This window comes from Aestuariivita boseongensis, assembly GCF_001262635.1.
In the GTDB taxonomy this organism is placed as follows: Bacteria; Pseudomonadota; Alphaproteobacteria; order Rhodobacterales; family Rhodobacteraceae; genus Aestuariivita; species Aestuariivita boseongensis.
On sequence record NZ_JXYH01000001.1, the window covers coordinates 15,964 to 36,968 of the forward strand.

The 21,005-nt window shown below is 60.0% G+C and carries 14 protein-coding genes; 13 read left to right on the plus strand and 1 reads right to left on the minus strand.

From position 1 onward, the window contains the following. The first annotated feature begins 85 nt into the window (after nt 1-85). The 13 genes from TR61_RS00095 (at nt 86) to urtE (ending at nt 20,158) form a co-directional block, all read left to right on the plus strand. A complete protein-coding gene (locus TR61_RS00095; RefSeq protein ID WP_050927659.1) occupies nt 86-1,318 on the plus strand; it encodes a Tm-1-like ATP-binding domain-containing protein in 1,233 nt (410 codons plus the stop codon). A gap of 198 nt (nt 1,319-1,516) precedes the next feature. Beyond that, nucleotides 1,517-3,238, plus strand: a complete 1,722-nt coding sequence (locus tag TR61_RS00100; RefSeq protein ID WP_050927488.1) for an AMP-binding protein — start codon at nt 1,517-1,519, stop codon at nt 3,236-3,238. A gap of 5 nt (nt 3,239-3,243) precedes the next feature. Then, on the plus strand, nt 3,244-4,125 hold the full coding sequence (locus TR61_RS00105) for a bile acid:sodium symporter family protein (protein ID WP_050927490.1): 882 nt from the start codon (nt 3,244-3,246) through the stop codon (nt 4,123-4,125). A gap of 191 nt (nt 4,126-4,316) precedes the next feature. Then, nucleotides 4,317-5,150, plus strand: coding sequence for a 3-oxoadipate:acetyl-CoA acetyltransferase (locus TR61_RS00110; RefSeq protein ID WP_050927492.1), 834 nt, complete (start codon nt 4,317-4,319; stop codon nt 5,148-5,150). A 62-nt stretch (nt 5,151-5,212) separates the two neighbouring features. Next, nucleotides 5,213-6,226, plus strand: a complete 1,014-nt coding sequence (locus TR61_RS00115) for an NAD-dependent epimerase/dehydratase family protein (protein WP_050927494.1) — start codon at nt 5,213-5,215, stop codon at nt 6,224-6,226. 15 nt (nt 6,227-6,241) lie between these two features. Next, nucleotides 6,242-6,574: a hypothetical protein gene (locus TR61_RS00120; RefSeq protein ID WP_050927496.1), complete on the plus strand. Its 333-nt coding sequence runs from the start codon at nt 6,242-6,244 to the stop codon at nt 6,572-6,574. Between the two features lie 261 nt (nt 6,575-6,835). Continuing rightward, complete coding sequence (locus TR61_RS00125) at nt 6,836-9,502, plus strand: hypothetical protein (RefSeq protein ID WP_050927498.1); 2,667 nt, start codon at nt 6,836-6,838, stop codon at nt 9,500-9,502. Between the two features lies 1 nt (nt 9,503). Beyond that, nucleotides 9,504-13,937 (plus strand): hypothetical protein, encoded by a 4,434-nt coding sequence (locus TR61_RS00130; protein WP_050927500.1) that lies wholly within the window; start codon nt 9,504-9,506, stop codon nt 13,935-13,937. A 340-nt stretch (nt 13,938-14,277) separates the two neighbouring features. Beyond that, nucleotides 14,278-15,558: an urea ABC transporter substrate-binding protein gene (gene urtA, locus TR61_RS00135; protein WP_050927502.1), complete on the plus strand. Its 1,281-nt coding sequence runs from the start codon at nt 14,278-14,280 to the stop codon at nt 15,556-15,558. Between the two features lie 64 nt (nt 15,559-15,622). Beyond that, the gene (gene urtB, locus TR61_RS00140; protein WP_050927504.1) at nt 15,623-17,554 is read left to right on the plus strand and encodes an urea ABC transporter permease subunit UrtB; all 1,932 of its coding nucleotides are present in this window, start codon (nt 15,623-15,625) and stop codon (nt 17,552-17,554) included. 3 nt (nt 17,555-17,557) lie between these two features. Then, the gene (urtC, locus tag TR61_RS00145; protein ID WP_050927506.1) at nt 17,558-18,724 is read left to right on the plus strand and encodes an urea ABC transporter permease subunit UrtC; all 1,167 of its coding nucleotides are present in this window, start codon (nt 17,558-17,560) and stop codon (nt 18,722-18,724) included. Next, nucleotides 18,721-19,470 carry an urea ABC transporter ATP-binding protein UrtD gene (urtD, locus tag TR61_RS00150; RefSeq protein WP_050927508.1) on the plus strand — a complete coding sequence of 250 codons (750 nt, stop codon included), beginning with the start codon at nt 18,721-18,723 and terminating at the stop codon, nt 19,468-19,470. The genes urtC and urtD overlap by 4 nt, the downstream gene beginning before the upstream one ends. After that, nucleotides 19,463-20,158, plus strand: a complete 696-nt coding sequence (gene urtE / locus TR61_RS00155; protein ID WP_050927510.1) for an urea ABC transporter ATP-binding subunit UrtE — start codon at nt 19,463-19,465, stop codon at nt 20,156-20,158. Before urtD ends, urtE begins: the two co-directional genes overlap by 8 nt. Here the strand turns inward: urtE and TR61_RS00160 are convergent. Next, nucleotides 20,155-21,003, minus strand: a complete 849-nt coding sequence (locus TR61_RS00160) for a glucokinase (protein WP_050927511.1) — start codon at nt 21,001-21,003, stop codon at nt 20,155-20,157. The genes urtE and TR61_RS00160 overlap by 4 nt on opposite strands. Nucleotides 21,004-21,005 lie beyond the last annotated feature (2 nt).

A 21,005-nucleotide genomic window follows, 5' to 3' on the forward strand; every position in this document is an offset into this window, starting at 1 on the left:
AATATGTGAACCATCGTTTCAAAAATGTTGATTGATAAACCCTTTCCTGTCAAGAAAAGCCTGAGTGAAGGAGGATCCGAAGCCCATGACCGATAAAACCATCCTGATCGTCGGAACCTACGACACCAAGAACGATGAGCTGGATTACATGGCAGACCGCGTGACCGCTTTGGGTGGTGGTGTGATGACCATGGATATTTCGGTTTTGGGCGATCCGGCGCAGCCGACCGATATCTCGAAACATCAGGTGGCCGAGGCGGCGGGCAGTTCCATTCAGGCAGCCATAGACAGTCAGGATGAAAACACCGCCATGCAGATCATGGCGCGCGGGGCCAGCCGACTGGCGGAAGAAATGCACGCGGCAGGCAAGTTTGACGGTGTGGTTATTCTGGGCGGGACCATGGGCACGGATGCAGCGCTGGATATCTGTCAGGCGCTGCCATTGGGCGTGCCGAAATATGTGGTGTCGACCGTGTCCTTCTCGCCCCTGATCGAACCGTCGCGGTTGTCGGCGGATATTCAGATGATCCTGTGGGCCGGGGGGCTTTATGGGTTGAACTCGGTCTGCAAATCTTCGCTCAGCCAAGCGGCGGGCGCGGTTCTGGGGGCTGCCCGTTCGGTCGAGCCGCCCAAGGGCGACAAACCCATGGTCGGGATGACGTCACTGGGGTCGTCCTGTCTGAAATACATGAAGCTTCTGAAGCCTGCGCTGGAGAAGCGTGGGTTTGAAGTGGCGATTTTCCACGCCACGGGCATGGGTGGCATGGCCTATGAAAGCATCGCCGCCGAGGGTGGTTTTGCCTGCGTCATGGATTTCGCGCTGCCCGAACTGGGTAACCTGATGGCGGGATCGGCGGTGAATGCCGGGGCGGACCGAATGCTGAATGCAGGCCGCGCCGGGATCCCTCAGATCGTGGCGCCGGGCTGTCTGGACCTGATCGACTTCGCTGGTTGGCAGGAGATCCCCGCGCAATATCAGGATCGGCCCTTCCACGCGCACAACCGTCTAATCAAGTCATCCGGCCTGAATGGCGCGGAGCGGCGCGAGACGGCGCGTGAGATCGCCAAACGGCTGAAAGCGTCCGACACGATCGCCCATGTGATCCTGCCCAATCAGGGGATCGAGGAATGGGACAAACCCGGCGACGCGGCCCATGACCCGGAGGCCTTTGCCGAATTCTGCGACGAGATGCGCAGGGTGATGACCGATCCGATCCGGTTTTCGGAAATCGACGCTCACATCAACGATCAGGCTTTCGTTGACAAGGCGTTGGAGATTTTCGATGCATGGGTGGCCGACGGCACCATCCGAACCTGAAGCCCTCGCAACGGTGATTCCCTGTTGCCGAAACTGCGGCGACAGCGCAGATTTGTGCCCTTTTTAACGCATAACAGGCCCGGAAACCGTGCTTTGGGGTATTTTACGCACCGTCACAGCCTAAAGGTGCATCTGATATTCGACAAAACAACCGAATGCCTCTAAGGCACGCTCAGTCAACCTTTTGGGAGGGAAGAGATGACTGTGGCAGACAGGCCCTGGACGGCCTTTTACGGGCCTGATGTGCGCCCGGATATTCCTTCGGCGTCCTATCGGACAATCGGTGATCTGATCCGGTCTGTGGCGGATACGCATGGCAAGGCCCCGGCCTTTACCGCCTGTATGCCCAACGGCATGAATGGCACGCTGAGCTTTACCCAGGTTGACGAAATGTCGGACGCCTTCGCCGTTTATCTGCGCGAAGTTGCCGGGCTTAACCAAGGCGACCGCGTTGCGCTTCAGATGCCCAACTGCCTGAGCTTTCCTGTGGCGGCTTTCGGTATCCTGAAAGCGGGCTGCGTTCTGGTGAACGTCAACCCGATGTACACCGCCGAAGAAATGGCCAAGCAGTTTACGGACGCGGAACCCCATGCGCTGGTTATCGTCGATCTGTTCGCTGACAAGATCCCGGAAGCCACGCGCGGCCATCCCATTCCCAACATCGTTGTGACTCGGGTGGCGGAGTTCCTGCCCGCGATGCCGCGCGGCATTATCGGATTGGTGCAGAAATACTGGGACCGCAGCCTGCCCGAAATCGAGGTGGCCCATATCCGTCTGCCCGATGCGCTGGATGCAGGCCGGGCCCACCAGCAGGCCGAAAAGATCGAGGTGGACGCCTATCACCAGCAGGTCGCACCCGATGATATCGCCTGCCTGCAATACACCGGCGGCACCACAGGCGTGGCCAAGGGCGCGATGCTGACCCATGCCAACCTGATCATGAACATGGAACAGACCATGGAGATGATCACCGGTCTGGAGAAGGGCAAGGAAATCGCCCTGACCGCGCTGCCGATGTATCACATCTTTGCCTTCACGGTGAACTTGCTGGGGTTTTACTGGCTGGGCTCGCGCAATGTGCTGATCCCCAGCCCGCGGCCTCTCTCGAACCTCAAACGCGCGTTCGAGAACTACAAGATCACCTGGATGAGTGGTGTGAACACGCTGTTCAACGGTCTGACCAACGAAATCTGGTTTACCGACAGCCCGCCGAAGCATCTGAAATTCGCCTCGGCCGGTGGGATGGCGCTGCAAGCCTCGGTAGCGAAAAAATGGGAGGAGATTACCGGCAAGCCTGTAATCCAGGGGTATGGTCTGACCGAAACCTCCCCCGCGCTGACGTTCGAGCCGCTGGGCAAGACCCGCGAAGGCACGATTGGCGTGCCGCTGCCCAGCACGATGGTCACTTTGCTGGACGATGACGGCAACCCGGTGCCGCAGGGCGAACGGGGCGAGATTGCCGCCAAGGGCCCGCAGGTGATGAAAGGCTATTGGAACAAGCCAGATGAGACCGCCAAGGTCATGCATGATGGCTGGTTCCTGACCGGCGATATCGGCGTGATGGATGAAGACGGATACTTCCGTATCGTCGACCGCAAGAAGGATATGGTCGTTGTATCGGGCTTCAACGTCTATCCCAACGAGATCGAGGATGTGCTGGCTGCCCATCCCGGCGTGTTGGAATGCGCCGTGATCGGAGTGCCTGATGCGTCGACTGGTGAGGCGGTGAAGGCCTTTATCGTCAAGCGCGACGCCACGCTGACCGACGCGGATATCCGCGCGCATTGCAAGGCGCATCTGACGGCCTACAAGGTGCCGAAACGGGTCGAGTTCCGCGAGGAACTGCCCAAATCCAACGTCGGAAAAATCCTTAGAAAAGACCTGCGCGCGGAAGAGATGGCGCAGATCGCAGCGGAGTAAGCGCCATGGTCGGAGCATTTGAACAGGCGCTGCTGGCGCTAATGATTTTCGTGATCATGCTGGGTATGGGCGCCTCGCTGACCCCGCGCGATTTCTATCTGGCGCTGAAGCGGCCCTATGGCTTGGCCATCGGTGTCATTTCTCAATACGGGTTCATGCCGTTCATCGGCTTTCTGCTGATCACCGTCCTGCCGTTGCCCTCGGCCATTGCCATTGGTGTGCTGATCATGGCCTGCATGCCCGGGGGCACGACGTCGAACATCTTTACCTATTTCTCCAAGGGGAACCTGGCGCTGTCGGTTCTGATGACGGTGACGTCTACGGTGTTCGGGGTGATCCTGATCCCGATCATCCTGGTGATTTACGCCAATGCGCTTGATCTGGAGATCCCGCGCGAAAACATCATCGCAACGCTGGTTCTTTTGCTGGTGCCGGTGGCGATCGGAATGGCGATGCGCAAGATCAATGCCAATGTAGGCGCTGTGACCGAATTCCTTGGCTCGGCACTGGCGCTCTTCTTCATCCTGTTCCTTCTGATCAGCTGGGTGCCGCGCAACTGGCAATTCCTCGTGACCACCACCCCTGCCACCTATATCGCGGCGATCGGGCTTGGCCTGTTCGGGATCACGATCGGGTATTTCTTTGCCCGTGCGCTGAAGCTGCATCCGCGCAATGCGCGCACCGTGGCGATGGAGACGGGTATTCAGAACGGACCGCTGGCCATCGCGATCATCGCCTTCACCTTCACCGGGTCGGAGGCGCAAAGCTATATGGCGGTGCCGGCGCTCTATTCGCTGTTCATCGTGATCGTGTCGACGCTGGTGACGCTGGTGTTCCGCCGCGCCAACACGGCGGCAGAACAGAAGCTGCCCGACAGCCTGCTTTGAGGGAAAGCCGTCCGTTTCGGGCGGCTTGACCAATTTGATGCGTTGGACCTGCCGGCAAAACTGGTGAAGGACATGTGGTGATGCCATAGGATGACCCGCAGCGGATAGCGGTTGCAATCTGTCCCGTGTTAAGAAAAAACCCGTCCAAAGCTGCGCGGCAGGCCCGCCAAAGCACAGTCACGGAAGGTTCCATGGAAAAGCCCTGCATCATTTGTGTCGCAATCACCGGATCGGTGCCCCGCAAGGAAGACAATCCTGCTGTGCCGATCTCGATCTCGGAGCAGGTGGAGAGCACGCACGCGGCTTTCGAGGCTGGGGCGAGCATCGCCCATTGTCACGTGCGGATGGAGGACCAGACGCCCACGTCCGACCCCGAGCGGTTCGCCCGGCTGAAAGAAGGCATCGAGGCGTATTGCCCCGGCATGATCGTGCAACTGTCAACGGGCGGTCGGTCCGGTGCGGGCAAGGAGCGCGGGGGCATGTTGCCGCTGGCGCCGGATATGGCCTCGCTGACGGTGGGGTCGAACAATTTCCCGACACGGGTTTACGAGAACCCGCCGGATCTGGTGGATTGGCTTGCCGCCGAAATGAAGACCTATGACGTCAAGCCCGAGATCGAGGCGTTTGACCTGTCGCATATCTTCCAGGCCGTGAAGATGGCGAAGGACGGACGGCTTGCCAGCCCGCTTTATGTGCAGTTCGTGATGAACGTCAAAAACGCGATGCCGGCCGACAAGCCGTCGTTCGATTTCTTTGTCGAGACGCTGAAGCGGCTGGCGCCGGATGCCGAATGGTGCGCGGCGGGTATCGGACCGGCGCAGATCGAGGTCAATGAATGGTGCATTGCTGCCGGCGGGCACTGCCGGACAGGGCTTGAAGACAACATCCGTCTGGACCGCAACACGCTGGCCCCGTCCAATGCGGCACTGGTCCAGCGGACGGTCGACCTGTGCCAGCAGTATGCGCGCCCCATCGCCACCCCCGCCCAGGCGCGAGAGATCCTGGGCCTGCGCCCCGTCGCATGACGGATGGCACGCACGCCTGATTTTTGTTGAGGCCCTTGGCGCAGTCGCGGTAGGGCTGGGGCATGACGCGTGTTCTTATCACCGGCACGGCCGGTTTCATCGGATATCATCTGGCCAAGCTGTTGCTGAGCGAGGGGATGACCGTTCACGGCTATGACGCCCTGACCGATTACTACGACGTCATGCTCAAGCGCCGTCGCCATCAGATGCTGATGCAGACGCCCGGATTTTCCGCGACGGAAGACTGGCTGGAGGACGCCGAGCGCGTCCAATCGGTCGCGCGTGACTTTCGCCCCGATGTGATCGTCCATCTGGCAGGGCAAGCGGGGGTCCGGTATTCGCTGGAAAACCCGCGTGCCTATCTGGACAGCAACCTTGTCGGGACTTTCAATGTGATGGAAGCCGCGCGCGAGCTGGGGGTGGATCATCTGTTGATGGCCTCGACCTCGTCTGTCTATGGCGCGAACGAAGAGATGCCGTTTCGCGAAATCCACAAAGCCGACACGCCGCTGACTTTCTATGCGGCGACAAAGAAGGCGACGGAAAGCATGGCGCATTCCTATGCCCATCTGTGGAACCTGCCCACGACCATGTTCCGGTTCTTCACGGTTTACGGCCCCTGGGGGCGGCCGGACATGGCGCATTTCAAATTCTGCAAGGGCATTCTGGATGGCACGCCCATCGACATCTACAACAACGGCGAGATGTGGCGCGACTTCACCTATGTGGACGATTTGGTGCGCGCGATCCGGTTGCTGATGGATGCGGTGCCCGAACGCCCCGAAAGCGCGGCAGATATTGCCGAAGGTGACAGCCTGTCGCCGGTTGCGCCCTATCGCATCGTTAATATCGGCAATTCCGAGAAGGTCCGTCTTCTGGATTTCGTCGATGCGATCGAGGCGGCCATCGGCATTCCCGCCAAGCGCAACTTCATGGGGATGCAGAAGGGGGATGTGTCCGCGACCTGGGCGGATGCAAGCCTGTTGCACGATCTGACCGGGTATCGCCCCCAGACCGACTTCCGCGAAGGCGTAGCGGCCTTCGTTGCTTGGTATCGTGAGTATTACAACGTGTGAGAATGCGTGGGCATTATGGCAAAGGCTGCGCTCCATCTGAGGTTTGCCAGGCAAAACGCAGAGTTGCTTGCAACAGCAGAGCAACTGGCGCAGGCGCTGTCACTGACATTCGAGTTGCGCGACAGTAGTTATTGGGGTGGAGAGTATTATCTGGCCCGCGACGCGACGCCATTTGCCCGAACCCTGCGCTTGCATCGCAATACGGATATCGTCGACGGCACTGCAATCTTTAAAGACTGCGATTCTTCTGATGTGATCCTGCACGCGGACGACGTCGCGTTTGAACAAGGCTTAAGCGACGCGTTGCGCGCCGCAGGTCTTCACGCAGTGTATCGCAGTCCACGGTGAGCGTCGCACCCGTGAAACTGCGATTTTTGTACGCCAATTGCCTGAAGGAAATGGATTTTTCTTCAGGCAGCCCATCCGGGATCGCCAGAAAAACCCTGCGGCGCCGGTGTGATCGTTTCAACCATCTGTGGTCCCGCCTCAACGGATTTCGCAAAATCGCCGAGGTTTGCTAACGTTTTCGCACCGGCCTCCACACCGGTAGGCCGGTTTGATGTGGAGAGAACTGATTTGCGAGCTTGGGTAAGACGGCTGCGCGCCGCCGTGTTGATTTGGTTTGTGTCCGTCGGTCTTGGATTTGCGCAGCAGATTTCGATCCCCGCCCAGGTTGTCAATGTCGGGCAGGATTTTCCCATCCAGTATGACATTCCCGAAACGCAGCCTCAGCGCAGCTACAAGCTGGCCATTATTCCCGAAGGTGCACGGACCATTCCAAACGGGTATTCGCTCTATAGCCCGGGACCGGGTGTCTGGCGGGCGCGCGCTCCGCTGGAGCCGGGTGACTATCGGGCTGTGATCGCGCTGCAAGATGGCGACACGCCCTTTCAGACCATCCCGTTCAAGGTTGTTTTCCAGCCAATACCTGGTGCGATCCGGGTCAGCCGTACCGAAGTGCTGAGCGGCGAGAGCGTGTCAGTCAACGTCTCTGTCCCGAAAAATCGTCACTACCCGGATCTGTGGGTGGGCCTGTTCGAATTGGGCCGCAACATGGAAGAGGGCGGCGCAAGCGTGGGCGACGAACGCCGCAAGTATAACCGTGTGGGTACCGATGGACGCGTGGGCGATCTGGTGATGCCGCGGCCAGCCGGTGAATATGAACTGCGCCTGTTTGATCGCAGCGACGGGCCCTATGTGCTGGACCGGGTGCGCATCACCGTCAAACTGCCGCCGCAACCCGGCGTGATCTCACTGAACAAAGACACGTTCGAGGTTGGGGAAACCGTGCGCGTCACGGTGTCTTCCGAGGCGTCGCTGAACTTCTCGCCCTGGGTTGGGGTGTTTTGGCCCGGCGATGCTGAACAGAAACGGCCTGAGGTCATGCGCGAATGGGACTGGCTGGATAAAGAGGCGCGGACATGGGAATTTCGCGCGCCTCAATGGGAAGGCACCTATGAGGTGCGACTTTTCGAGGAGAACCGTTTCGACCACCGGTATGAGACGGACCGGATCGTTTTTACTGTGGTCGCGTCGCCGCAGCCCAACGCGATCCGGTTGGAAAAGAGGACCTTTGCGCCCGGTGAAGACGTCCGTGTGCCAGTACGGTATGACACCAGTCGCGGACAGTACTCATCCTGGGTGGGGCTGTTTTCCATTCCAAGGGATCAGGGGGAGGGCAACGCGCCCCAAACCGTACACCGCATCGACTGGGATTGGGTCAAGAACGGAGAGGCCGCAACCCTGCGCGCGCCTGTGTGGCCGGGGGAGTATGAAATTCGTCTCTATGATCGGGACGGGCGGCGATACCTTCTTGACCGGCAGACGATCAAGGTTGTCGTGGAACCGGTGCCCGAGGCGCTGGAGCTGTCATCGCGATCCCTTGATCTGGGCCAGCCCTTTACCGTCACCGCGCGGTTGCCAGAGGGGCGCGCCTATCCTTCGCCAGTGGTGCGGGTGTTCCGGAAGGATACCGATACCGCGGAGGGCGGCGCAGGCATCACGCCGGAAGTCGTGCAGTGGAACTGGGTGCGTGGGGCGGATCCTGTCGGCTTCAACGGGATAACCCGGCACGGCACATATATTGTGCGGCTTTATGATCGCGGGGATTACGGTTTCCTTCTGGACGAAGAGGAGTTCGAGGTCGCACCGCGCATGCCGGAAAATGCGGTGAGCACGAACAAGACTGTTTATCGCACCGGTGAAAAGATCGCCATCACGGTGGCCTTGCCGGCCAACCGGGTAACCAGCAATACGATGGTCGGTCTTTTCGTCGAGCCTGAAAACCGCGAAGGACATGCATCTGCGCAAAGGCACCGGATTGACTATGCTTGGATCAGGCCGGATCAGACCCGATACGAACTGGCAGCGCCGTCCATCGTGGGCTCCTATCATGTGCTGGTGCTGGATCGCGATAATTATGGCTATGAACTGGGCCGGGTGGCGGTTCAGGTGATCTCGGACGGGGTGGATGTGATGCGCATTTCCAAGCGCAGCTTTGCCCCGGGTGAAGTGATCCGCATTCAGACCCGCATTCCACCGGATCGGCGGCTTTATTCGCCGCAGGTGCGCCTGATGCGATCCAGTTTTCAGATGGAAGGTGGCGTGATCGGTGTTGAGGTGCCCGTACGCTCGCGCGCGGTTTCCGCAAGTGAGGGGGAAACGTTCGAGCTGACCGCCCCGAATGCTCCGGGGAAATATGAGCTACGCTATTATGATCGGAACGCGCCGTGGTTCATTCTGGATATCGAGGAGTTCATGGTTCAGGGCGATCCGGGGGCGTCGGCGCCTAGGGAATATGTCCGGCTGACGCCCATGCCGGGAGAGGGGCGCGTCACCCCCGCCGCCCTGCCACGTCCGGCCACACCGGGGCCCGTGAACGCGGGCGAAGGCGGCGATACCCCGACATCGGGCGACGAGGCAGAGGCCCCGAATGCGCCTTCCGAGGGCGCGGATGACACGGGCGCGACGCCCAGCGAAAATGCAGATGCCGAAGGCGACACATCCGGTGCGCCCGCAGCAGAAGACGCCGCAACGCCGCCGCGCCTGATTGTGGAGGCGCTGACACCGGCCGGCATGCAGCCGGTGACCGAAATCCGCCCCGGCGACAGTTTCCGCGTCCGTGTCGAATATGCGAAGGCACCGGACAGCGCTCCGCCATCGGTGTCGGTTTCAGCCGCGGGCGGTGCCGCGATGGAGCTTGCCCTGCGGCCTTCCGATCAGGCCGGGAGATTTGTGACAGATGTGGCCCGCATCCCGCTTGCGACAGGAGAGTGACATGACCTTCAGCTTTTCTCGCATCGTCGCGACTGCTGCCGTACTTGTCTTGTTTGGCGCTGCCAGCCTTTCGGCCCAGCCCGCGCCCACCGACAATCGCGAACAGGTGTTGGACCGTGTGCGCGAGGCGATCAACAAGGATCAGCGCAACCTGCGCTTCAATCTTGAACGCGAACAGATCAAGCGCGCGCAGGCGCCGTCGGGGTTCACCAATTTCTTTCTTGGGGACAGCAGCCAGGATCTGTGGCGCTTCAACAAGGAAATGCAGATGTATTCCGGCAATACGGCGCGGGCTGAAAGCGCCTATCGCCAGTCGCTCACGGCCGAGATCATCGCCGACACCAAGGGCATGAGCCAGCGCGAGGTCGAGGCTTATCTGAGCGCGCGGGCTAATGACACCTTCCTTGCCAAGCAGCGCACGCTGACCAACGCGGATGCCAACCTGTTGCGCCGTCTGCAGACCGCACGGTCGGACGAGGATCGGATCAAAGCGCGGGCGGCCATCGAAGCCAATCTGCGCATGCGTCAGCTGGAAGAAGAGGTTTATCAGGCGGCGCTGCGGCGCCATAACGGGGTCGATGATGCGGTTCGCATGCAGCAGCTTTTGCGGGATCTTTCGCGGCGCAATACGACGTTGCGGTCCACCGATATCGCAGACCCCGAGGAACGCGCCCGTGAACAGGCCCGGCGGCAATTGCAGACCGAAATGGAAATCGCAGAGTATCGCCGTCTGGCGCGCAGCGGGATTTTGCGGAATCCGCAGACCGGGCGTCCGGAATATGGTGAGGCCCGACTTGCGATGGCCCGCGATGCGGAAAATGTTCTGGCTCAAACCCTGGAAGAGCGCGCGCTGAAACCCAACCGCTATGACATCCTGTCGTGGATGCTTTCCCCGGATGAGCGCCAGATCCGTGCCAACACGCTGAAGAAGGAAATCGCAAGCGCGCCGGAATACATGGCGCTGGACATGTTGTCTGGATCGGATTTCGGCAATCAGGGCATGCGGTTTCTGGCTCTGTCGCAGGCGCTGAAGAAACAACAGCAAGGCGTGGCTGATTGGCGGGCGGACTTCGTGAAAGGGACCGATACCGGCATCGGGGCCATCGACAACATGGCCAGTGTCCTGCGCACGGGTGCGGCGGACTATTCGCGCATCTGGGACAATGCCGGGCGGATGTCACTGTCTCAGGTGGATGCGCGGATCGGGCGATATAACGAGCATGTCGACAAGCTGTCGGCAGCCCTGGCCGAGGCCGGGCAGTTGCAGATGCGCGCGCGCAAGGATGGGGTGGCTGTGGACCTGTCGCAGCTGAGCCCTCGGGCGCGGCGCATTCTGACCGATACGAAATTCCTGGTGGGCAAACCCGGATCCGAGCGGTTCACCATCAACGAACAAAGCCGCACGATGTCGGGTCTGAAAGACGGGCTGGATCTTCCGGGCGATCACCCGCTGAACCAGATCAACGGCGTGAACATGCTTGAGATGGCGGCGACCACGGCCATTCCGGCGGCGGCTTCGGCGCGGGTGTCGAAACTGTTGCAAGGCCTGAACGTGTCCAAAGCCGGTGTGGCGGCAGCGGCCTTTGGAACGGATCTGGCAACAGGCATGGCTTTGACCGGGCTGACCGATTACGCCAAGACGGGCAAGGTCGACCCGGCCCGGATCGCCATTGAATCGACACTGCTGCAGACGACTTTGGGCGGAACGGGGCGGCTGACCAACGCGGTCGGACGCGAATTCGCTGAACAGATCGCCAGGAACCCCAAAACGCGGCAGGCGGCCGAGTTTGCTTTGCGCAACACGCTTGGTCTGGGCTCGGAGGCGGCGCTGCAAAGCTATTACCAGTCGGCGCTGCAGGGTTCGGACATGTCATACGAGGCATTTCTGGCCAATCTGATGAACGGTGCCTTGTCGCGCGGCATTGCACGCACGACGGAAACAGGGCTTGCCAAGCCGCTGAAGGATTTCATGACTACCCTGCCGCCGGATGTGCAGACGCGCAGCCTGAAGGCTCATCAGGTGACGGAGCGGGCCAAGAACCGGGCAGAGGCACGGCTGCGCGATGTGCTGGGCACCGATATCCAGCGGGTGCAGACCGAAGCAGGCTGGGATTTCAAGCTGAGCGACCGGGCCATGGGGGAGCAACTGGCCGCGCGTATGGACCGGGCGCTGTCTTCGGGAGAGATCTCCTGGGCCGAACTGAAGATGCTTTATGCCGACAATCCCGGTATGAAACCCATCCTGCAGGCTGTTGTGGGTGAGCGGGCGGCTTACTTCGAAAGCATCGTGGATGTGGCGCAGCAACGGGCGCGCGACGAACTGGACGTGGAATTCGACCGCCGGATTGCGCAGGCGCGGGAAACCCATGCCGAAGGAAGCCCCGAACTGACCCGCGCCTTGCAACGCCTGCGTCAGGAGAAGGTCGAAGAAGAAAGGCTGATCGCCACCACGCCCAAGGCGCCCGGGTCAAGCAACCTGACCAGCGATGTGGACCGCTCCATCGCGTCGGAGCGGGTTCGCCGGCACCTGAAAGACCTTTATCGGGGCGACCGCGAAGGGCAGTATCGCACGCCTGCGACCTCGGCCAAATCTTACGATGTGAATGAGTATATCGACGTCTTCCCGGTGATCGACAAGATCCAACCCCGCGCCCCGGAATTGGCAGGCATTGATGTCACCGAAGGCGATTTCAGCGGGCTGAAACATGGGCAAGCAATTGAAGCGCAGGGCATGGCCACCGCCATGTTGCACATGAATGACGCCCAGCGGGCGCAGTTTTCTGAAAACGTACTGAATGACGCGGGCGACAAGGCGCTTGCGCAGCGACAGCTGGAGGCCGCGCAGAAGTCGCTGTCCAGCGCGGATGCAGAGCTGCGCGCCGAGATGGACCGCATCGCCGCCCAAAACCCGAACTTGCAGGCCGATCCCAAGGATCTGGCGCTTCGCGCGAGGGACAACCTTTATGGCAAGAAGACAGAGGCGATCAGAAAAACCTCGAATGAATTGCTGCATGTGGAAAACGAAATCCAAGCGCTGCGCGACCAGAATGTGCCGGACAGCGATCCCAGGATGCAGAAGCTGAAGGCCGAACGGAATGGGCTGCAGGCCCAGATGCACCGCGACTGGGGCATTGCCCTGCGCGAGGGGATCGAGACCTATGCCAGCTTCACCGGGCTGGATGCGATTGTGAAGGATGGGCAGATCGAGGGCAATTCGATCCGCGATCTGATCAATGATCAGGCCGTTGTGCGGGATGCGAACAACAAGATCACCGGCAAGACCGACCGCCCTTACGTGCGCGTCAAGCCCGGTGAAAAGCGAACCGACCTGCCGGAGGGTGCCGTGCAGAAAGAACTGTCAGACGCACAAGTCGACAGTTTCATGCGCGATCAGATCATGATGATGACGCATCACGTCAACGATTTGCACAAGGGGAATGAGGATACGGTCGGCGCGGCCTCGGCCCTTGGGAAATATGGGGAACGTGCGGTGCTGGCGTTGAAGTTTCAGGGCAAGGATCTGAACACGCCGCCCTATAAATCCTTCAATGAATGGTCCGAAGAACTGGTGGCGAACCGCAAGGATCCCGAAGCGCTGAAGAAGGTCCTGCGCGAGATTTCCGAGGCCACGGGCGGGGCAGGAGACGCGGATCACGGTCTGCGCGAATACATAAAGCTTGCCGGTCAGGCGCTGCCCGGCGCGCAAGGCATCTGGGATGCGCGCAAAATGGGGCTGACGCCCTCGGCCACGCAGCAACGTCCCGACATCCGGCCTGGCGTGCGCGAGTTGCGCAGTACCCTCGCCAATCGCCGCCGTATGATGGAGGAGGAAGAGGACGTCTTGCGCAAGTTCGGCCCGACGACCGCGGCAGAGTTGAACGCGCACAAGCAGGACGTCCTAAAGGCGGAACTTGCGGGCCTTGAGGCGACCAAGGCGCGGCGGGCTGCTTTGGGCAAGGACTTCCTGCCTGAAGACTGGGACAAGGCCGAAGCGTTGCAGGGCAAGGCCGATGAGTTGCGGCGGCGGATGGAGTTTCAAAAAACATTGAAGAACACTCCGGATGCTCTGGGTGACCCGGAGTTGTCGAAGGAACTGACATCTGTTCTGGGCCAGCTGGATAGTTTACGCGCTCGCAAGACGGCTGCAGGGAGCACCGGAGCGGAACCCTCGGAAGATGAGATGCGCCTTGAAGCCCGTATTGCTGCGATCAAGGACGAGTTGGGCGTCCGTGAGGAGGCGGCAGAACGGTTTCAGACCCTGCAGAAGGAGCGGGATGATCGAACGGCGTCGGCAGCTCCGTTGCCCGAAGCGCTGCAGGGTGAGGTTCCCACGCTCCCTGCGCCCACGGTGCCCACGTCCGGGGCGGCGACACTGACCGTGCGGTTGGGAGATCAATCGCTGACCATTCCGGTGCGCGTTGCGAACACCGAATAGGCGGAATGTGAAGGGAGTGACGGAAGCGCGCCTGGACGACAGGCTTCCTTGCGCGCCCATCTTTTGAGCATCTGCCAAAAAAAGAGTCAAAGACTTGGGCAGCGGGGCAGGTCCAGGGGCGGATTATCGCAAAAATCTGGATCGCGGATCGGCGCAGCTTACAAATCGGGATGCCCGCCTCGGGTTTAGAACGTCCCGCAAAGGATCATCCTGGCAGATAGCTTCCCTTGCGAGACGACAACACAATTGCTGTAGGTCTCAAATACGCCTTTTGAGCCGGCTTTCAAAGTGCGTCTGCTGCATTTTTGGAAGGACAGCGCAGATTTGGGATAGATCTCTCATGGCTAAACTTTTTCCCCTAACTTCCCTCGTGACAGCTGGCCTGCTGGCTTCGACCAGTGCTTTCGCCTGTGATGAGCCTGTGAAGGTCGGTGTGCTTCATTCGTTGTCGGGTACGATGGCGATTTCCGAAACCACGCTGAAAGACACGATGCTGCTGCTGATCGAAGAACAGAACGCCAAGGGCGGTGTTCTGGGCTGCGAAATTGAAGCGGTTGTTGTGGACCCAGCTTCGGATTGGCCGCTTTTTGCTGAAAAAGCGCGTGAGCTGCTGACTGTGCACGAAGTTGACGTGATCTTCGGCAACTGGACGTCGGTGTCGCGTAAATCCGTGCTGCCCGTGATCGAAGAGCTGAACGGCCTTCTGTTCTACCCGGTGCAGTATGAAGGTGAAGAAAGCTCGAAAAACGTGTTCTACACCGGTGCCGCGCCCAACCAGCAGGCGATCCCGGCGACGGATTACTTCCTGGAAGAACTTGGCGTTGAGAAATTCGCGCTTCTGGGCACTGACTATGTCTATCCGCGGACCACGAACAACATTCTGGAAAGCTACCTGAAGTCGAAAGGCATTGCCGAAGAAGACATCTTCGTGAACTACACGCCCTTCGGCCATTCCGACTGGGCCACCATCGTGGCGGACGTTGTGGCGCTGGGCGCGGATGGCAAGCAGGTCGGCGTGATCTCGACCATCAACGGTGACGCAAATATCGGCTTCTACAAGGAGTTGGCGGCTGCCGGCATTTCGGCCGATGACATTCCCGTCGTTGCCTTCTCGGTCGGGGAAGAAGAGCTTTCGGGCCTCGATACCTCGAACCTAGTGGGTCACCTGGCTGCGTGGAACTATTTCCAGTCGGCAGAATCCGAGGCCAACACCGAATGGGTCGCCAAGTGGAAAGCCAAGATGGGTGAAGACCGTGTGACCAATGACCCGATGGAAGCCCATTACATCGGCTTCAACATGTGGGTGAACGCGGTCACCGAAGCAGGCACCACCGATGTGGATGCGGTGCGTACGGCCATGTATGGTCAGGAATTCCCGAACCTGACAGGTGGCACGGCTGTGATGCTGCCAAACCACCATCTGGCCAAGCCCGTGCTGATCGGTGAGATTACCGCTGATGGTCAGTTCGACATCATCAGCCAGACCGAAGAAGTGCCGGGCGACGCCTGGACCGACTATCTGCCGGAATCGGCGGTTCTGAAGTCCGATTGGCAGACTCTGGGCTGCGGTATGTACAACACCGAGACCGAGACCTGCGTTCAGCTGACCTCGAACTACTGATCACATTCTTGGCGCGCGCTTGCCGGTGCGCGCCATCCCAAATACCGGATCGGCCATTACCCACATGTTGCGCCTGTTATTACTGGCGGTTGCGTTTTGCCTGACGCTGCCCGGCATATCGCACGCCCAATCCCTTCAGGATCTGTTGCAAACCCATTCCGAAGAGGTGCTCAAGCCCGGGCGTCGGTCGGTGGGTGTTGTACTGGATGATCTGGTTGCCAGCGGCCTGCCTCAGGTGGTGCCTTTTCTGGAAGCCTGGCGCGACCGCGAAGTCGTGCAGCGGGGCAGCGATGGGCTGTTTTTCCGCGTAGAGGGCGACACACTATACGATCTGGATAGCGGAGAGGCCGTCGGACCCGCAGAAAGTGCCGGTCTGACGGACTCTCGCCCCAATGGCGGCGTGCGCCGTGCGATTGGTGACGCGCTGGTTCAGTTTCAACTGTCTGACCCGGACATCATGAAACGGCAGGCTGCCGTCGATGCCATTGCGCGCAGCATGGATGTCAGCCAGCTTGCCCCCCTGGAAAACTCCATAGAAGGGGAGCGGGACGCTGCGCTGAAAGCCACGAAAGAACGCCTTGCGCGCATGCTGACGGCGCTTTTCGCTGAAACGGTTGATGACCGGATTGCGGCGATTGAAGGGTTGGCCGGGGATCTGTCCGTCGATGTGCGGGCTGTTCTGAATACCGTTCTTTCCACCAGCACGGGCGTTGCGCCTGCTTTGCCAGAGGATGCGAATATCGCCCGCCTACTGGAACCTGGTCAGGACCTCAGCGAGGCTGATGCCTATGCCCAACTGGTTGCCGCGGACCTTGCGCCGCCCTTGGTGAGCGCATCCCAGATCCGGGAGGCGCTTGTGGCCAATATCGCTGATGGTGCTGTTGCAGGTTTTCCCGTTCACCAGCTGGGAAGCGACGACAGCCGTCGCGCCGCCTATCAGGTGCTGGCAAAGGCGGGGCAGGTTCCACCGCTGGTTACCCAGGCCGAGCAAGCCGCAGCGCTGGATTCGCATGTCTTCTTCGAAGCCTATGACGAACCAAGCGCAGCCATAACCGATGCCGCGCGCGCGACCTTGGACAAGATCGAAACGCAAGTGGCGCTGTCGCAATTCGCCGACTTGGCGCTGGACGGGCTGTCGCTGGCGTCGATCTATTTTCTTGCCGCTATCGGGCTGGCCATCACCTTTGGCGTGATGGGCGTGATCAACATGGCCCATGGCGAGTTCATCATGATGGGCGCCTATACCGGTTTTGTCGTCCAGCTGTTCGTGCCGGATTACACCCTGTCGATCCTGATTGCCTTGCCGCTGGCCTTTGCAGTCACCTTTGGTGCCGGTGTCGCGATGGAGCGGCTGGTGATCCGCCACCTCTATCACCGCCCGCTTGAGACGCTTCTTGCCACCTTCGGGATCTCTATCGCGCTGCAGCAGCTGGCCAAGAACATCTTCGGCACGCAGGCGCGGCCTTTGACTTCACCCGATTGGCTGGATGGGGCGCTGGTTTTCAACGATGTGATTGCGATCAGCTATATCCGGATCGCGATTTTCGTCATGGCGCTGATCTTCCTTGCGCTGATTGTCTATGTGCTCAAACGCACGCGGCTGGGGCTTGAGGTGCGCGCGGTCACGCAAAACCCGGGCATGGCGGCGTCCATGGGGATCAACCCCGACCGGATCAACATGCTGACCTTCGGCCTTGGATCGGGCATTGCGGGGATCGCGGGTGTGGCGATCGGGCTTTACGCCAAGGTGACCTCGGAAATGGGTGCCGATTACATCGTGCAAAGCTTCATGACCGTGGTCGTGGGCGGCGTCGGCAATGTCTGGGGCACATTGGCGGGTGCGTCGCTCATCGGGTTCCTGCAGAAGGGGATCGAGTGGCTGAACCCGTCGAATACGCTGGCGGCGCAGACCTACATGATCCTTTTCATCATCCTGTTCATTCAATTCCGACCCAAGGGCATAGTCGCCCTCAAAGGTCGGGCAGCGGCGGATTGATCCATGAGACGTTCCTTCATTGGTGAGAACCCGTCGGTCCTGTGGTTCCTTCTGGCCTTGTCGCTGTTCACCCTTGGCGTCACCGTCTTGTCCGAGGTCACGGGTGTCGCGCTGATCTCGACCAGCTTCGTGAAAACGCTGGGCAAGACGCTGTGCCTGTGCCTGATCGCTGTCGCAATGGATGTGGTCTGGGGCTATTGCGGGATCCTGAGCCTTGGGCATTTCGCCTTTTTCGGGCTGGGCGGATACGCCATCGGTATGTGGCTGATGTATGCCCGGACCGAAGCGATCGTGCTGGAGTCGCTGGCCGGTCAGCCCCTGCCGCCCACACCGCAAGAGGTGTCGGATGCCATCGGAAACCAGATCTTCGGCGTCGTAGGCAGTTCGGAGTTTCCGCTGATCTGGGCCTTTGCCGACAATCTCTATCTGCAATTGCTGATGGTGGTTCTGATCCCGGGCCTTCTGGCATTGGTCTTTGGCTGGCTGGCGTTCCGGTCGCGGGTGACGGGTGTTTACCTGTCGATCCTGACCCAGGCGATGACGCTGGCGCTGTCGCTTTATCTGTTCCAGAACGATAGCGGGTTGCGTGGCAATAACGGGCTGTCGGGTTTGCAAAACATCCCCGGGTATGAAGATACCTCGCAGGCCGTCATCTCGATTGTGTTCTTCTGGGCGTCCGCCTTTGCGCTGGGTGCGGGATATCTGTTTTTTGCCTGGGTGGTGTCGGGCAAGATGGGCAGCGTGATCAAAGGCATCCGCGATAACGAGGCGCGGGTGCGCTTCCTGGGCTATCACGTGGAAAGCTACAAGCTTTTCGTCTTTACGATCACCGCTGTTGTCTCGGCCATCGCGGGCGCGCTGTATTACCCGCAAGCCGGCATCATCAACCCCGGAGAGATTGCGCCCATCGCGTCGATCTATCTTGCCGTCTGGGTGGCCATCGGCGGACGCGGGCGGCTTTACGGCGCGGTGATTGGAGCGGCCTTCGTTTCGCTTCTGTCCAGTTGGTTTACGGGGGGCGGCGCGCCGCCGCTGAACCTGGGTTTCTATACCATCCAATGGACGGATTGGTGGCTGGTGCTGCTGGGCCTGTCCTTCGTAGCGGTCACACTGTTCTTTCCGAAAGGCATTGGCGGGCTCTTTGATTACCTTGTGAGGAAACCGGAATGAGCACGCTTCTGGAAGTCTCGGGCGTGTCGGTCAGCTTTGACGGGTTCCGCGCGATCAACAACCTGTCGATCCAGTTTGCCGAGGCCGAATTGCGCGCGATCATCGGACCCAATGGCGCGGGCAAGACCACTTTCATGGATATCGTGACCGGCAAAACCAAGCCCGACGAGGGGCGCGTCACATGGGGGGAGCGGAACGTCTCGCTTCTGGGGATGTCGGAAAGTCAGATCGCCAATGAAGGCATCGGGCGGAAATTCCAGAAACCCACCGTGTTCGAGGATCAAACCGTGCGGCAGAACCTGGCCATGGCGCTGAAAAACCCGCGCGGGCCGTTTGCCGTGCTGACGCACAAGAAAACCAAACGCAATGCCGAACGGATCGAGGCGACTGCAGATCAGATCGGACTTCTGGACAGCCTGATGCGCGTGGCGGGCAACCTGAGTCACGGGCAGAAGCAATGGCTGGAAATCGGGATGCTTCTGGCGCAGGAGCCCCGGCTTCTGTTAGTCGATGAACCGGCCGCAGGCATGACATCGGAAGAGCGCGAGAAAACCACTGACATTCTGCGCGAAGCAGCGCAGACCCGTGCGGTGGTGGTGGTTGAACATGACATGGAATTCGTCCGCAGGTTGGATTGCAAGGTGACGGTGCTGCACGAAGGGTCGGTTCTGGCGGAAGGCAGCCTGGACCATGTGACCGCCAATCAGAGGGTGATCGACGTGTATCTGGGGCGCGGCCATGCTTGAGACACGCGACCTTTCGTTGAAATACGGGCAAAGCCAGATCCTTTATGACGTGTCGATCACCGCGTTTGTGGGCGAGATCACGACGGTGATGGGCAATAACGGAGTGGGCAAGACAAGCCTGTTAAAGGCGATTGCCGGTCGGCATCCGATGTCTGGCGGCGCGGTGCTGGTCGATGGCCAAGACCTAAAGCGCGCCACGGCCTTTTCTGCCGCGCGTGCTGGTATCGCCTATGTCCCGCAGGGGCGCGAGATCTTCCCGATGATGAGCGTTCTTGAGAACCTTGAAACCGGGTTTGCCTGCTTGCCGAAATCCGAACACCATATCCCGGACGAGGTGTACCAGCTGTTTCCAGTTCTGAAAGATATGCAGGGCCGCCGCGGCGGTGATCTGTCGGGCGGTCAGCAGCAGCAACTGGCGATCGCGCGCGCGCTGATCACCCGGCCCAAAGTCTTGCTTCTGGATGAGCCGACCGAAGGCATTCAGCCCAATGTCATTCAGCAGATCGGTGACGCTCTTGAGACGCTGCGCGGCCAAGGCAAAATGGCCATTGTCATGGTTGAACAGAACGCGGATTTCGCTTTCCGGCTCGCCGACCGCATCTTCGTAATGGAGCGGGGGCGCGTCAAACGTGGGGTCACCAAGGCGGAGTATTCCAAGGAAGATCTGCTTGAGGATCTGTCGCTTTAATCCAACCGATTGGTTTGCACGCGGGCACAGCCAGTCAGCGCGGCGTAATCATCGTCGATCAGAAAAACCGGTGCACTCAGATCGCCGGAAAGCGAAAACGGTTTAGCGTAACTTTCAATGAATTCGTTGCGCCCTTCGGACGTGAGAATGGCGCGCGCCACACCGCCGTTAAAATACAGGCCGGCAGTCGGCATGAAGGCCAGAACCAGTTCCCGCGCCAGATGCCCCACCAAAGAGGCATAAAGCGCTTCAGTGCCCCCGGCATCCAGAAATGAACGGTAGCCGCGCCCGGAAAAGCATTCTTCAACTGAACGGAATTGCTCAACCAACGGGCTTTCGTCAAGCAGTTGCTGCGGCAAAGAGACATGACCGAATTCGGCCTGAAGACACTGCACCGTGTCGCCCGTGTGCAGGACGGGGCAGACATTGAAGCCGGTGCCGATGCCCACCACCAAAGACTGTCTCTGTGGACCGCCAACGCCTGCAGGTCGGTGGATTGGCACAAGTTGCTTCGGACCCAAGCCGGGCAGGGCATGTCCCAGCGCCGTCAGGTCGTTGATCAAGACTGCGGACGCAATACCCAGATCGCGGCTGAGCGTTGAAATGTCGAAATGCCAGTCGCGATTTGTGAGCTTTGCGTGTGTCTCCCAGACAGGGCCTGCAACGGCGACGACCAGTTCTGCGACCTCGGGTGAGCCAACCTGAAACAGGTAGTGGCGGGCGAGGTCGACAAAACCGTCAAAATCGTCATTGCGGAAACTTTTTTCTGTTTCGGGAACGATCTCTTGCTGGCGGGCCAGTGCAATTCGCGCGTTTGTTCCCCCGATATCTGCAACCAGCCGCATAT